Raw genomic sequence first — 12,903 nt, forward strand, 5'->3', positions numbered from 1 at the left:
GCCCTCCCCCACGACCGGCACCACCACCGACGTCGACGCGAGCAGCACGGCCCCGGCAGGCGGGCCGCTGGCCGGGATGACGGTCGTGGTCACCGGCGCGATGGCCGGTCCCCTGGAGAAGCTCAGCCGCAACGAGATGAACGAACTCATCGAACGCGCCGGAGGCCGCTCCTCCTCCAGCGTCTCCAAGAAGACCGCCTTGGTCGTCGCCGGGGAAGGCGCCGGATCCAAGCGCGCCAAGGCCGAAACCCTCGGCATCCGCCTGGCCACTCCCGACGAATTCGCCGCCCTCATCGCCGACTTCGTCCAGTAGGACTTCCAAGGAGCCTTGCTCACCGAACGCCAGAGTGACCCGCATCACAGCAGCGGTGTGTCATACAGGCTCGCAGCCACACACGTTCTTGGGGCACAAGGTCCTGTTCGGGACACCACGAGTACTCACTCGGAGCGAGTCATGAGCCTCAAGTCCATCCTGGCCGCAGGTGCCGCGACGTCCGCGGCAACGCTGTCCCTGATCGCCATGGCGCCGGGCGCCACAGCGGCACAGGGGTCGCCGGACGCCGTCGCCAACGCTCTCACCTGCACAACGTTCACGCCCAACGGACGGAAGGGCGTCGCCGACTGCACGAACAACACCAACCGCACCATCGCCTTCCGCGTGACCGTCGTCTGCGGCAGGGCGATGGACCAAGTCGGCCCCTGGAGGACACTCAATCCGGGGGCGCGCGACACCTCCTCGATCAATTGCCCGTTCCTCAGCACGGGCGTGGGCAGCGTGAACTGGCAGGAGGGCTGACCATCATGGGCCTGAAGAAGACACTGGCCGCCGGCGTGGCGGCATCTGGCGCGGCCCTGTTCGTGATCACGACGGCGCCGAGCGCGGGCGCGGCCCAGGCGTCGCCCGGCGCCGCCCAGGAGCTGACCTGCCTGACCAGCTCCGAGAACCTGACCGGCACCGTCGGCTGCCGGAACAACACCAACCGCGCGATCGCTTTCCGCGCCGTGGTGACCTGCGGCTGGGCCAAGGACGAGTACGGGGAGTGGAAGACGGTCAACCCCGGGGCGACGGACACCTCCAAAGCCACCTGCGCGCCGTGGAGCACGGGCGTCGGCAGCGTGAACTGGGAGGAGGGCTGACGCATCGATCATGTGCCGTCCGCCTACGGCACGGCGCTCCGCGCCTGCTCGGGGCGGACGGCACCGTTGATCGACTACACGAACATCGACTACACCAGGGTCGCCGCCCCACCGGATCAGCGCGTCATCGAGGGGGCGCCACACAGAACTCATGGCCATCGGGATCGGCCATCACCACCCAGCTGACTTCGCCCTGGCCGATGTCGATTCGGCTCGCCCCGAGGGAGACGAGACGGTCGGCCTCCGCTTGCTGATCACTGCCGGCAGGTGGAACGAGGTCGAAATGCAGCCGGTTCTTCCCTGTCTTCGGCAGCAGTGGCGGGCCGCCCCACGTGACCTTCGTGCCGCCCTGCGGCGACTGGATCGCGGTCTCCTGGTCCTGGTCCCAGACCAACGGCCAGCCCAGCGCCTGGCTCCAGAAGTACCCGACGTCCTGCGAACCGTCGCACGCGAGCGCTCCGATGAATCCGCAGCCGGCAAGGAAGTCACTGCCCGGCTCGATGACGCAGAACTCGTTGCCTTCGGGGTCGGCGAGCACCACATGGCCCTCTTCCGGGCGTTGACCGATGTCGATGTGCCGGCCGCCGAGTTCGAGAGCTCTCGCCACAACCTCCTGCTGGTCATCAAGGGACGTGCTCGTCAGATCGAAGTGCATCTGGTTCTGGCCCGTCTTCTGCTCCTGAGTCGGCAGGAATCGGATCCGGAACCCGGTGCCATCGCTCGGCAGGAGCGTGATGCCGTCGTGGGAGTCGTCGGTCACTTCCCGGCCCAGGACGCCGGCCCAGAAGCGCGCGAGACGGAGCGGGTCGTTCGCATCGAAGCAGAGCGCGTGAAGGTGAGAAGGCATCCCTCGGTATCTCCCATCTACTGACTCGCAGCCGCAGACAAGGCCCGGCCCCTGCCCAGGAGGGAAGCAAGGCTAAGTTCCTCGGGAACTGCCACGCAACGCAAATAATCCGGACGGCGACGGTCTGCGAGCGGGGAAGCGCAGGATGCAGGGCGGGGAGAGACTCCGGCCCGGACGCCGGGGTGGCCCCGGGACGGAGGTCCGGCGTCAGGCTGCGGACTGGCCGCCCGCCGAGTCCGTGAGCGCCTGCTCCTTCAGACGCCGCCTGGCGTCGTCCCAGGTGATGGGGAGCCCACTGGTCTCGACTTCCCAGAAGGTGAAGGTGGAGGCGCTCATGGTCGAGCGCAGGGACGTCATGATGCCGCGGTGCGGCTCGGTTCTGGCGTAGGTGTACAAGGCGTCGCGGTCCTCCCAGGCGGACAGCGTGTAGAAAACGCGCTTGAGCGGCTCGGCGACAAGGGAGGCCCCGTAGGCGCCGGGGGCCGTGCGCACCTGACCCCACGCTGCCAGGGAACGCAGGAAGAAGCGGGGCACGTCCCTCAGCGACCGCACTTCGAAGCGGGACGCCATGACGAACGCCGTGCCGTGGAGCGGGGGCGGATTCGGGATGGTCCAGGGAAGTGTGGGCACCGTACTCTCTCCTTCAGGAATGGCGAGTGACACTATCCATAGTAGACAGTAGCGCTTTCCGTTATCCAGTGGATAAGGTGAGCAGGACTGAGGAGGAAGCCGATCCGGATGCGCATCTCCGAGCTGAGCCGCCGCAGTGGGGTGTCCATCCCCACGATCAAGTACTACCTGCGGGACGGTCTGCTGCCCCCGGGCCGGGCCACGGCCGCCAACCAGGCCGACTACGACGACAGCCACCTGCGCCGACTGCGCCTGATCCGCTCCCTGATCGGGGTTCGGGGCCTGTCGGTGAGCGCCACCAGGGACGTACTGGCCGCCGTGGACAAGCAGCGGGAGAACGTCCATCTCCTGCTCGGCCTCGTGCTCGGCATCCTGCCCGCCGACCGCGGCGGAGAACCAGAGGGCTCGACACAGGCCGACGACACCAGTGCCCCGGCAGGGGCCGACGCTGACGCCGACGTGTCCGGCCTCTCCGAAGTCGCCGCGCTGACCGCCGAGATGGGGTGGAAGACCTCTCCGCACACGCCCGCGGCCCAGGTCGTCGCCGAGACCCTGGAGACGCTGCGCGCCCTCGGGGTGGACTACGACTGGCGCTCCCTGCTGCCGTACGCCGAACTCGCCGACCGCACGGCGGCGCTGGACCTCGACCAGCTCGCGGACGCGAGCGATCCTCTGCAACAGGCCGAGCGCGCCGTCCTGTTGACGGTACTGCTGGAACCCGCGCTGCTGGCCCTGCGGCGGCTCGCGCAGGAACACCACTCGGCACAGCGGTACGGCGGCGGCTGACGGCGCGCCGGGGCGGCCGGGATCACAGACGGGGAGGGGCGATGCGTGCGGCGCCGCGTCGGCACACCGCGCCCGCTGTCGGCAGACCCTGACAGCCCGCCGGGCGTCAGGGTGTCGGCGGCTCCGCGACAAAGGTGCCCGGTGGCGGGCGCTTCTCGGCCAGCGCCTCGCCGCCGGCGAGTCTGGCCCGCAGGCGGATGACGGTGCCCGGAGCCAGACCCGCCACGAGGCTGCTCGGTGCGGCGAGGTCGAGGTGCTGTCCGACGTGCCGTGAGAGAAGGTCGGCGTGGCCGGAGACCGGCTGGGCGTCGAGGACGTCGACGCCCAGCCGGTCCCAGTCCTTCAGCCGGGGATGCGGGCCCGTCGTGAGCAGGCGGATCGTCAGTGCGGTGAGATTCTCGGTTGCCTGCACCATGATCCTGCCCTCCGCTCCAGCCCTCCGCCCCTGGCCTCGGCCCTTGCTGCTAGCGCCGACGGTAGCTGTGGCCGACGCTCGTGGTGGGCTCCACGGCTCCCGGCGCGCCGTCGTGCTCCTGTCGCGCGCCCCCTTCGAGGGCTGGCTCGGCAGACCTCCGCACGTCCCCTGCCACGGCCTGTTCCAGAATCTCCAGTCGCGACTGGAAGGCGTGGATCATGTCGGTCAGTCCGGTCAGCCCCGCCTCGCTGTCCACCTCGGCCCGCGCCGCGGCGACACCGACCGGCACGTGGACCGGGCCCGGAACGGTGACCGCGACCGTGGCCGTCATCGTGGGCCCGGACGCCGAGATGCCCGTGACGGACACTCCGGTGGGGGCACCCGAGTGGGAGTGGGAGCCGGGGGCGCTCGTGGGACCGAACGCGGTGTTCCCGGTGCTTCCGGGATAGGGGTCGCCGGTGTCGCCGCGGTTCGCCGACCACTCGAGGTCCTGCCTGTCGTCGGCCTGCACCAGACCCACCATGTAGTGGGTCTCGTCGGAGTTGTCCGGCTGGTGCTCGTCGACGTGCCAGATCAGCAGCCCGTCGCCCGGCAGCGAGACGTCGTAACCGGTGCGCTGGCGGTTCTCGACCAGGAAGTACTCACTGCCCGGGAGCCCGCCGGTCCACATCCGGTGTACCTGGTGGCTGTTCTTCACGTCGGGGATGGACAGGGTGGTCGAGCCGGTGACGTTGGACACCGTCGCCCAGCCCTGGTCGATCTTGCACCAGGCCGACGGGTGCGTCGGCACGTCACCGTCGCCGCCCCACGAACCGCCGCCCATCAGGCACCAGTTACCGACGCCCTCCGATGTGCCGTCGATGTCGTACAGGTCGGGAAAGCCGAACAGCAGGTGCCCCAACTCATGGGCGCAGACGCCGATTCTGGCGTCCTCGGGGATGGTCAGGTACGCGAAGATGCGTGAGCCGTCGGCGTTGTAGGCGTCCGGCAGAGTCCACTTGTGCGACCAGATGTCACCCGGGTCACCGCTGACCTCGCCGCCCGCTCCCGCGTGCACGACGATGAAGGCGTCGACGAACCCGTTGCCGTCGTTGTCGTACGGGGCGTAGTTGATCTGCGGGTCCGCGGCGATGGCGGTGTCTCTGGCCATGAGGTGCGCCCGGGGCTGTCCGGACGGCTTGCCGATGCCGAAGTTGCCGTTGGCGTACCAGGAGAGGTCCTTCGGCAGCCGGACGGGCCCGACGACCTCGCCGACGATGTCGACCAGACCGTGGGTGACCTCGCGGTAGTACTCTCGGACGCTGCCGTTCGGCATCGCACCCAGTGAGAAGAACAGTTTCTCGAACTGCTGCTTGTCGCGAGCCATCGGCTTGTCGCCGAAATCAGCGAGAACGACAACGACGCGTACGGCGCCGGTGAGCGGCCTGCGCTCGGCGGCCGCTGCGGCGATGTCGGCACGTGGTGTACCGACGGGGAACTCACCGGGCGGGATGATCGTGCCGTCATCGAATCCGAGAGGGTGCGGAGAGCCGCTCACGACGAACTGACTGGCGAGCGCCGAGGCGCTGCGGATGCGCTGCTGCTCTTCCTGGAGCCGCTCACGCAGTTCCGGACTGGGGCTCACGGCGCAGAAGTCGGACCAGACGGCGAGAGCACCGGCGCGGTTGGGCAGGCATGCAGCCATGGTGATCCCCTTTGAAGACGAGAGAGTGGGGTCTACACCAGTCACACACTCCCCACCGGCACCCGCAACCGCAGTGGCGGAACGCGTCGGCACGTGTACGAACTGTCATGCGCGAGCCGTCATTTCAGCGGCCGGCTGAGGTGACTCGCTCGACTCACCAACCAATCCGGTAACCGGCCATAACGGCGGCTGAGACATGCGTTCGGGCACCTTGTTCCGGCCCGAGGTGACATGCTCACACCTGGTCCCTGGTTTCCGAGCCCCGTCCCGCACACGGAAGGAACGACGGCCCGTGCTCGTACGCATGCCCCGCCGCACCCCAGGCCTTCTGCTCGCCCTCACCGCCGCCCTGCTCACCGGACTGCTCGCCCTGTTGGCCACGCACCCCTCGACCGCCGCGCCACCGGGCTCGGACCGGTCCTGGACCGGCACCTGGGCGTCGGGGGTGAGCGGCGTGCCGGCCAGTGCGAACACCGTCTTCACGGACCAGACCGTCCGTCAGATCGTGCACACCAGCGTCCCCGGAAGCACGGTCCGGGTCCGGCTGACCAACGAGTACGGCACCGAGCCCCTGGTCGTCGGAGAGGCGCACCTCGCGCGCGGCGCCGACGGCCCGACAGGCACCGAGATCGTGCCGGACAGCGACCGCGTCCTGCGCTTCCAAGGCCGCCCGTCCGTCACCCTCGCACCGGGCGAGCGGCGCTGGAGCGACCCGGTCGCCCTGCGCACTCCGGCCGCCGCCGACCTGGCCGTCAGCCTGCACCTCCCCGACCGGACGCGCGCGACGACCGTCCACTCCGGCGCCTTCCAGCAGACGTACATCGCCGCAGGCAACGTCACGGGAAAGCCGAGGGTGGAGCCGACGACGACCACGACGAGCTGGTACTTCCTGTCCGGGGTGAGCGTGACCGGTGGCTCGGCACGTTCCTCCGTGGTCGCCTTCGGGGATTCGATCACCGACGGCGCCGTCACGGAGACCGGCGCCAACCACCGCTGGCCTGACCTGCTGGCCGAGCGCTTCCGTCAGAACCCCGCGCTGGCCGGGATCGGCGTCCTGAACACGGGCATCGGGGGCAACCGTCTGCTGCGCGACCCGAACCCGCCCGCGGGCAACCCGGCCGAGGAGTACGCCGCGTACTTCGGCGAGGCCGGTCTCAAGCGCTTCGACCGCGACGTCACCTCCCAGCCCGGCACCCGCTTCGCGATCGTCCTGCTCGGCGTCAACGACCTCGGCCACCCGGGGAACATCGCCCCCGCCACCGAGGAGGTCACGGCCGCGGACCTCATCGCCGGGTACCGGAAGCTCATCCAGCGCGCCCACACCCACGGCCTGAAGATCTTCGGCGCCACGATCCTGCCGTTCGAGGGCGACACCCTGAACTTCTACACGCCGGAGCGGGAGGCGGCGCGGCAGGCCGTGAACCGGTGGATCCGCACCAGCGGCGCGTACGACGGGTTCGTCGACTTCGACGCGGCCGTGCGCGACCCCGAGCGCCCCGGCCGGCTGCTCCCGGCGTACGACAGCGGCGACCACCTCCACCCGAACGACGCGGGCATGGCCGCGATGGCCCGGGCGGTGCCGCTGGACCTCTTCCGCTGATCAGCCGCATCCGGCCTCGGCTGTGCCCATGCCCAGCAGGTCCGAAGTCGGTGCGCGTCGCGACTGTTTCCCCGCGGTTGTCGGCGTGTCGCCGCGGGGAACGCTCCGGGTGCGCCGTCACGGGTGCGGGCACAGACTGGCCGGGTGACCGGAACGCATACGCGACGGGACGCACGCGAGGTCGGTACGGGGCGTGCGGCGTCCCAGCCGCTGCCGCTCGCGGCGATGATGTTCGCGGTGGCGATGACGTTCATCGACCAGACGATCGTGTCGATCGCGGCGCCCGACATCGTCTCCGAGCTGGGGCTGTCCACCTCGGGCATGCAGTGGGTGGTCAACGCCTACCTGCTGTCCCTGGCCGCGTTCTTCGCCGTCGGCGGGCGTCTGGCGGACCTGTGGGGACCACGCCGCGTCGTCGTGGCGGGCACCCTGATCTTCGTCGTCTCCTCGGTTCTGTGCGGCTGCGTACCCGCCGGGGACTACGCGCAGCCGTGGCTCGTGGTCTTCCGGGCAACCCAGGGACTAGGGCCCTTCTGATGGATCTCCGTGGAGGAAGGAGCGGCGTCCGGTGCGTGCGCTGGGGGTCCCCCCGGCCGAAGGCTGGGGGAGTGCGGTGTGAAGGGTCATGTGGCGGAGCCACCTGTCCCTTCGCGCCGTGCGGCGAGGGTGCGTGCCGGGCGCCGTGACGCCGCGGAGATCCATCAGAAGGGCCCTAGGGGCGGCGTTACTCTTCCCCGCCGCGCTCGCGGTCGTCGTGGCGGTGTTCCCGATCGAGCGGAGGGGACGTGCGCTCGCCCTGTTCTTCGGCATCACCGGTGCCCTCACCGCCCTGGGACCGCTGCTCGGCGGGTGGTTGACCACCTGGACGTGGCGGGCGATCTTCTGGGTCAACGTTCCGGTCGCGGTGGTGGCGCTGATCCTCATCGCGCTCGCCCGCATCTCCGACCGGCGGCGTGACGAACCGCTGGACGTCCCGGGCGCGTTGATGATCGTCGTCGGCATGGGCGCGAGCGTGCTCGGCTTCCAGCAGGCGTCGGCCTGGGGCTGGGACAGTGCGGCGACGTGGGCCTGCATCGCGGGCGGCCTCGCGTTGCTGTACGTCTTCTGCCGTTACGAACTGCGCATCCGTCACCCGCTGATCAATCTGTCGGTGTTCCGCGACCGCGCCTTCACGGTGGACGCCCTGGTCCTCTTCTTCGCCATGCTGGCGTTCGTCCCCGTGTTCTTCTTCGCTTCGGTCTACGCCCAGGTCTCCCTCAGTGCCTCGCCCAACCAGGCCGCTCTGTACCTGCTGTACTTCTTCGTGGGGTTCGCCATCGCCTCCCAGTGGGGCGGCCGTATCCTCGACAAGCGGGGTGCCCGTCCGGCGCTCAAGACCGGGTGCTTGGTCGGCGCCATCGGGTTCGCGCTGTGGGCCGGCAAGCTGACCGACCTGTCCATGCACGACCAGTGGCCGTACGCCGCCCTCGCCGGCGCGGGCATCGGGTTCCTCCTCGCCCCGGCCTCCACGGACGCCGTCAACCGCGCGATCGACGCCTCCTACGGCGAAGTCACCGGCATCACCCAGACCGTCCGCAACTACGCGGCGAGCGTCGGTCTGGCCGTCTTCGGCACCGTGCTCACGCACACCATGACCGACCGTGTCGAGGACACCCTCCAGGCGCGCGGGATTCCGCCGGACACCGCGCACTCCGTGGCCGGGGACGTGACGCAGTCGATCACGGTCCAGGCAGACACCCGCACCCCTACCGGGGACGGCCCGGTCGCGACGGCCATGCGCGACGCGATGTCCTCGATCCGCATGGACTTCGCGGAGGCCAACCAGTGGGTGTTCTACGGCATGGCCATCGCACTCGGCATCGGCTTCCTCTGCGCCCTGCGCCACCCGGCCGACCGGGGGCCCGCCACGGCCGAGGGGGCGCGCGAGCCGTCTCCCGTACGCCATTGAGCGCGGCCTCGCGGCCTCATCGCGTGACGGAAGCAGACCTGGGACCTTCAGCGACGCGCCCGCGCGAGCAAGGCGGCGTGCGGCAACGTCAGCAGACCGTCCTCGTCGGCGAACTCCGAACTGAACAGGTCGAAGTGGCGTTTGATCTCGGCGCGGATCCGGGAGGTCTGGCTCCGCACCAGCTGCCCACCGAACGCCACTCCGCTCGCGGGGCCGCTCCACCACTCGTCGGCACTCGCGCGGTGATCCCACCGCAAGGTCTCACACACGGCCTCGCGCAACCCTGCCGCGCCCATCAGCGCCGTAAGACCGCTCTCGTCACGGGGAAAGTCATCCTCAGGGGCCAGTCCCGCGGGCAGATGTGACGGACGCACCGCTCCCGCGGCCTGGATCGCGCGCCCGATCAAGGTCTGCCCCGCGGCCGGCGGCACCGCCCATATCGTCAACGCGATCCGACCGTGGGGCCCCACGACACGGCGCAACTCGGTCAGGGCCGCCTGGGGCCGACCGACGTGGTTCAGCACGAAGTTGGCCACGACGGCGTCGAACTCTCCGTCGTTGAAGGGGAGCTCGGGAAGAGCGGCCACACGCACGTCGGCCCCGGGTGCGGCCCGCATCGCCAACTCGGCCATGGTCGGCTCCGCGTCCACGGCCGTCACCTTCGCACCCCGGGCGCACGCTGCGGCAGCGACCGTCCCCGGCCCGGTGCCCACGTCCAGCACCCGCGTGCCCGGCCCCACCTCCGCGGCATCGAGCAACCGCGGCACCGGATAGGCGCACAGCTTGGCGAAGCTTCCGGCATAGGCGGAACCCTGGCCCGCCCATATGCGCCGCTCACTCCTGTCGAACGCCGTCATCGACACCGCGTCCCCTCCCCACCTCAGTCATGACCGACGTGATGTCGCGACCCTAACCCGCCCGGTCGACCTCACTCTGACGGGGCTCAGCTCGGCGTCACTCAACCCGCCAGGACGACCGACACCGCCGCCACGACGATCGTGACGGCGGTCAGAGCGACCATCACCGTCCTCGCCGCCCTCACCTGTCGGCCTGCGCCGGGCGCGGGGGCAGTCCCAGTGGCACCATCCAGGGCGCGGGCCGGCGTTTCGCGGCTGTCGGCGCCCGTCCGGCCAGGGCGTCGGCGTCCCTCAGCCGCACGCACCAGGCGCAGGTGTCCTCCGCAAGGCCGGCGAGCCGCTCATCGGGACCCAGGTCGGGGCTGTCACCGAAGACGTTCATGACCGCCTCAACGACCCAGCCGCCGCCAGGCTGTCACAGGTCACCCGATTGCCGCACCGCTCCGTCACCGCCGCGGCCGACCGCCCGTGCCGTCTTCGGGCGCCGAGCGCGGCTGCCGTTCCCCCCGGATGGTCCACCCGCGGATGCCGATCACGGCTGGGGCGGAGACGATACCGCTACGTGATCGCAGTGGGCTCGGCCGACCGGGCTGGAGGTGCGGAACATGCCGGAATCCACGTCCAGGGCACGTCTCATCGGGGAACTCTCAGCCGAGTTCGCCGGAACCATGATCCTCATCCTCTTCGGATGCGGTGTCGTCGCGCAGGTCGTCGCCGGTGGCGCGCTGACCGATGGTGGGCTGGGTGACCACGACAGCATCGCGTGGGCCTGGGGTATCGGCGTCACCATGGGCGTCTATGTGGCGGCCCGGGTCAGCGGCGCCCACCTCAACCCGGCTGTCACCCTCTCACTCGCGGTCTTCAAGGGCTTTTCCTGGCAGAAGGTCCTGCCGTACGCCCTGGCTCAGACGGCGGGCGCTTTCGTGGCCGCCCTGCTGGTGCGTTGGAACTACACCGAAGTACTGGCCAAGGCCGACCCCGACCACACCAACGCCACGGAGATCGTCTTCTCCACGCTGCCGGGCAACGGCACCCTTCCGATCAGTCAGCTGGGCGCCTTCCGCGACCAGATCATCGGCACCGCCATTCTGGTGCTGCTGATCTTCGCGGTCACCGATCTGCTGAACACGCCGCCGGGCGCGAATCTCGCCCCGTTCATCATCGGCCTGATCGTCGTCGCCATCGGCATGGCGTGGGGAACCGACGCCGGTTACGCGATCAACCCGGCCCGTGACCTCGGGCCCCGGCTGGCGGCGTTCCTGACGGGTTACGGAGGCGCTTGGCGTGACCAGTACGGCGACCTCTACTTCTGGGTGCCGATCGTCGGCCCCCTGATCGGTGGCCCGCTCGGTGCGTTGCTCTACCGCCTGCTGATCAGCCGCTACCTGCCGGTCGCCGAGCAGGAGCCCGGCCGGGTGCCCGCGCCGGACGAGTGAAAGGGGCTGCCATGCCCGAGTTTGTCGGTGCGGTGGACCAAGGCACCACCAGCACCCGTTTCATGATCTTCGACCACGACGGCAACGAGGTCGCACGCCACCAGCTCGAACACGAGCAGATCTTCCCGCGCTCCGGATGGGTCGAGCACGACCCCGTGGAGATCTGGGAACGTACGAACTCCACGATGCAGAACGCTCTCCGCCAGGGCGAGTTGTCCGCCGAGGACCTGGCGGCCATCGGGATCACCAACCAGCGGGAGACCACGGTCGTCTGGGACCCCAGCACCGGTCGGCCGTACTACAACGCGATCGTCTGGCAGGACACCCGCACCGACTCCATCGCGGCGGCGCTGGAGCGGGAGCACGGCGACCTCATCCGGCGCAAGACGGGGCTGCCGCCGGCGACGTACTTCTCCGGCGGCAAGATCAAGTGGATCCTGGAGAACGTCGACGGTGTCCGGGAGGCCGCCGAGAACGGACGGGCCGTCTTCGGGAACACGGACGCCTGGGTCCTGTGGAACCTCACCGGCGGTCCGAGCGGCGGCATCCACGCCACGGATGTCACCAACGCCAGCCGCACCATGCTGATGAACCTCGAGACCCTCGACTGGGACGACGAACTGCTCGACGTCTTCGACATTCCGCGCGCCATGCTCCCGGCCATCAAGCCGTCCTCGCACCCGGAGGCGTTCGGAACCACCCGCACCAGCCGTCCGCTACGCACCGCGGTTCCCATCACCGGTGTCCTCGGGGACCAGCAGGCAGCCACGGTCGGCCAGGTCTGCTTCCGTCCCGGCGAGGCCAAGAACACCTACGGCACCGGTAACTTCCTGGTCCTGAACACGGGCACCGAGATCGTCCGGTCCAGCAGTGGTCTGCTGACCACGTTGGCATACCAGTTCGGGGACGCCCCGGCGGTGTACGCGCTGGAGGGGTCCATGGCGGTCACCGGGTCCGCCGTGCAGTGGCTCCGCGACCAGATGCGGATCATCTCCTCCTCGTCCGAGGTCGAGACGCTGGCCCGGCAGGTGGAGGACAGTGGCGGCATCTACTTCGTGCCGGCCTTCTCCGGCCTGTTCGCACCCTACTGGCGCTCCGACGCCCGGGGCGCGATCGTCGGCCTCGCCCGTTACCACACCAACGGACACCTCGCCCGGGCGACCCTGGAGGCCATCTGCTACCAGAGCCGCGACGTCGCCGAGGCGATGGAGCAGGACGCCGGGGTGGCGCTCGACGTGCTGCGGGTCGATGGCGGCGTCACCGCCAACGACCTGTGCATGCAGATCCAGGCCGATGTCCTCGGGGTGCCGGTCAGCCGCCCGGTCGTCGCGGAAACGACGGCGCTCGGCGCGGCGTACGCGGCGGGGCTCGCGACCGGCTTCTGGCAGAACACCGACGAACTCCGCTCGCACTGGCACGAGTCGAAACGGTGGGAGCCCCAGTGGAACGCCGATGAGCGCGAGAAGGGCTACGCGGGCTGGAAGAAGGCCGTGGAACGCAGCCTCAACTGGGTCGACGTCGAATAGAGGTCACGAAAAGGGTGGCGGGACACAGCATCTGCTG

General features: G+C 69.8%; 14 protein-coding genes and 1 pseudogene. 9 read left to right on the forward strand and 6 right to left on the reverse strand.

Annotation, left to right across the window (positions count from 1 at the left end):
- The 3 genes from FNH08_RS29595 to FNH08_RS29605 all read left to right on the forward strand — a co-directional run.
- A partial coding sequence (locus FNH08_RS29595) for a BRCT domain-containing protein (RefSeq protein WP_322725698.1) occupies nt 1–313 on the forward strand: 313 nt, incomplete at its 5' end.
- A 141-nt stretch (nt 314–454) separates the two neighbouring features.
- Nucleotides 455–796, forward strand: coding sequence for a hypothetical protein (locus FNH08_RS29600; RefSeq protein ID WP_152774596.1), 342 nt, complete (start codon nt 455–457; stop codon nt 794–796).
- Nucleotides 797–801: 5 nt separating this feature from the next.
- Entirely contained in the window at nt 802–1,137 is a 336-nt protein-coding gene (locus FNH08_RS29605) for a hypothetical protein (protein ID WP_152774597.1), read from the forward strand.
- Nucleotides 1,138–1,261: 124 nt separating this feature from the next.
- On the opposite strand, the gene FNH08_RS29610 is transcribed toward FNH08_RS29605, so the two are convergent.
- Both FNH08_RS29610 and FNH08_RS29615 read right to left on the reverse strand, forming a co-directional pair.
- Nucleotides 1,262–1,984 carry a VOC family protein gene (locus FNH08_RS29610; protein ID WP_152774598.1) on the reverse strand — a complete coding sequence of 241 codons (723 nt, stop codon included), beginning with the start codon at nt 1,982–1,984 and terminating at the stop codon, nt 1,262–1,264.
- A gap of 207 nt (nt 1,985–2,191) precedes the next feature.
- A complete protein-coding gene (locus FNH08_RS29615) occupies nt 2,192–2,614 on the reverse strand; it encodes a DUF3291 domain-containing protein (protein WP_322725701.1) in 423 nt (140 codons plus the stop codon).
- Nucleotides 2,615–2,722: 108 nt separating this feature from the next.
- Here FNH08_RS29615 and FNH08_RS29620 point away from each other — a divergent pair, with 108 nt between their 5' ends.
- Nucleotides 2,723–3,400 carry a MerR family transcriptional regulator gene (locus FNH08_RS29620; RefSeq protein WP_152774599.1) on the forward strand — a complete coding sequence of 226 codons (678 nt, stop codon included), beginning with the start codon at nt 2,723–2,725 and terminating at the stop codon, nt 3,398–3,400.
- A gap of 106 nt (nt 3,401–3,506) precedes the next feature.
- Here FNH08_RS29620 and FNH08_RS29625 read toward each other — a convergent pair whose 3' ends face one another.
- Nucleotides 3,507–3,815, reverse strand: coding sequence for a hypothetical protein (locus FNH08_RS29625; protein WP_152774600.1), 309 nt, complete (start codon nt 3,813–3,815; stop codon nt 3,507–3,509).
- Between the two features lie 49 nt (nt 3,816–3,864).
- Nucleotides 3,865–5,499: a M6 family metalloprotease domain-containing protein gene (locus FNH08_RS29630; RefSeq protein WP_152774601.1), complete on the reverse strand. Its 1,635-nt coding sequence runs from the start codon at nt 5,497–5,499 to the stop codon at nt 3,865–3,867.
- A gap of 292 nt (nt 5,500–5,791) precedes the next feature.
- On the opposite strand from FNH08_RS29630, the gene FNH08_RS29635 reads away from it, so the two are divergent.
- The 3 genes and pseudogenes from FNH08_RS29635 (at nt 5,792) to FNH08_RS29645 (ending at nt 9,047) form a co-directional block, all read left to right on the forward strand.
- Complete coding sequence (locus FNH08_RS29635; RefSeq protein ID WP_322725703.1) at nt 5,792–7,099, forward strand: SGNH/GDSL hydrolase family protein; 1,308 nt, start codon at nt 5,792–5,794, stop codon at nt 7,097–7,099.
- Between the two features lie 225 nt (nt 7,100–7,324).
- A pseudogene (locus FNH08_RS29640) lies at nt 7,325–7,618 on the forward strand (MFS transporter); the annotation flags it as partial.
- A 163-nt stretch (nt 7,619–7,781) separates the two neighbouring features.
- The gene (locus FNH08_RS29645) at nt 7,782–9,047 is read left to right on the forward strand and encodes an MFS transporter (RefSeq protein ID WP_322725704.1); all 1,266 of its coding nucleotides are present in this window, start codon (nt 7,782–7,784) and stop codon (nt 9,045–9,047) included.
- Nucleotides 9,048–9,094: 47 nt separating this feature from the next.
- Here FNH08_RS29645 and FNH08_RS29650 read toward each other — a convergent pair whose 3' ends face one another.
- Entirely contained in the window at nt 9,095–9,904 is an 810-nt protein-coding gene (locus tag FNH08_RS29650) for a class I SAM-dependent methyltransferase (RefSeq protein WP_152774602.1), read from the reverse strand.
- A gap of 181 nt (nt 9,905–10,085) precedes the next feature.
- Nucleotides 10,086–10,286: a hypothetical protein gene (locus FNH08_RS29655; protein ID WP_152774603.1), complete on the reverse strand. Its 201-nt coding sequence runs from the start codon at nt 10,284–10,286 to the stop codon at nt 10,086–10,088.
- A gap of 223 nt (nt 10,287–10,509) precedes the next feature.
- Here FNH08_RS29655 and FNH08_RS29660 point away from each other — a divergent pair, with 223 nt between their 5' ends.
- Both FNH08_RS29660 and glpK read left to right on the forward strand, forming a co-directional pair.
- Nucleotides 10,510–11,340, forward strand: coding sequence for an MIP/aquaporin family protein (locus tag FNH08_RS29660; RefSeq protein WP_152774604.1), 831 nt, complete (start codon nt 10,510–10,512; stop codon nt 11,338–11,340).
- An 11-nt stretch (nt 11,341–11,351) separates the two neighbouring features.
- Nucleotides 11,352–12,866, forward strand: a complete 1,515-nt coding sequence (glpK, locus tag FNH08_RS29665; protein ID WP_152774605.1) for a glycerol kinase GlpK — start codon at nt 11,352–11,354, stop codon at nt 12,864–12,866.
- The last annotated feature ends 37 nt before the right edge of the window (nt 12,867–12,903 follow it).

The organism is Streptomyces spongiae (assembly GCF_009377185.1).
Lineage (GTDB): Bacteria > Actinomycetota > Actinomycetes > Streptomycetales > Streptomycetaceae > Streptomyces > Streptomyces spongiae.

Coding starts and splice junctions, on each gene's coding strand:
- FNH08_RS29600 (WP_152774596.1), top strand. CDS start 455: ATGAGCCTCAAGTCCATCCTGGCCGCAGGTGCCGCGACGTCCGCGGCA.
- FNH08_RS29605 (WP_152774597.1), top strand. CDS start 802: ATGGGCCTGAAGAAGACACTGGCCGCCGGCGTGGCGGCATCTGGCGCG.
- FNH08_RS29610 (WP_152774598.1), bottom strand. CDS start 1,984: ATGCCTTCTCACCTTCACGCGCTCTGCTTCGATGCGAACGACCCGCTC.
- FNH08_RS29620 (WP_152774599.1), top strand. CDS start 2,723: ATGCGCATCTCCGAGCTGAGCCGCCGCAGTGGGGTGTCCATCCCCACG.
- FNH08_RS29625 (WP_152774600.1), bottom strand. CDS start 3,815: ATGGTGCAGGCAACCGAGAATCTCACCGCACTGACGATCCGCCTGCTC.
- FNH08_RS29630 (WP_152774601.1), bottom strand. CDS start 5,499: ATGGCTGCATGCCTGCCCAACCGCGCCGGTGCTCTCGCCGTCTGGTCC.
- FNH08_RS29650 (WP_152774602.1), bottom strand. CDS start 9,904: ATGACGGCGTTCGACAGGAGTGAGCGGCGCATATGGGCGGGCCAGGGT.
- FNH08_RS29655 (WP_152774603.1), bottom strand. CDS start 10,286: ATGAACGTCTTCGGTGACAGCCCCGACCTGGGTCCCGATGAGCGGCTC.
- FNH08_RS29660 (WP_152774604.1), top strand. CDS start 10,510: ATGCCGGAATCCACGTCCAGGGCACGTCTCATCGGGGAACTCTCAGCC.
- glpK (WP_152774605.1), top strand. CDS start 11,352: ATGCCCGAGTTTGTCGGTGCGGTGGACCAAGGCACCACCAGCACCCGT.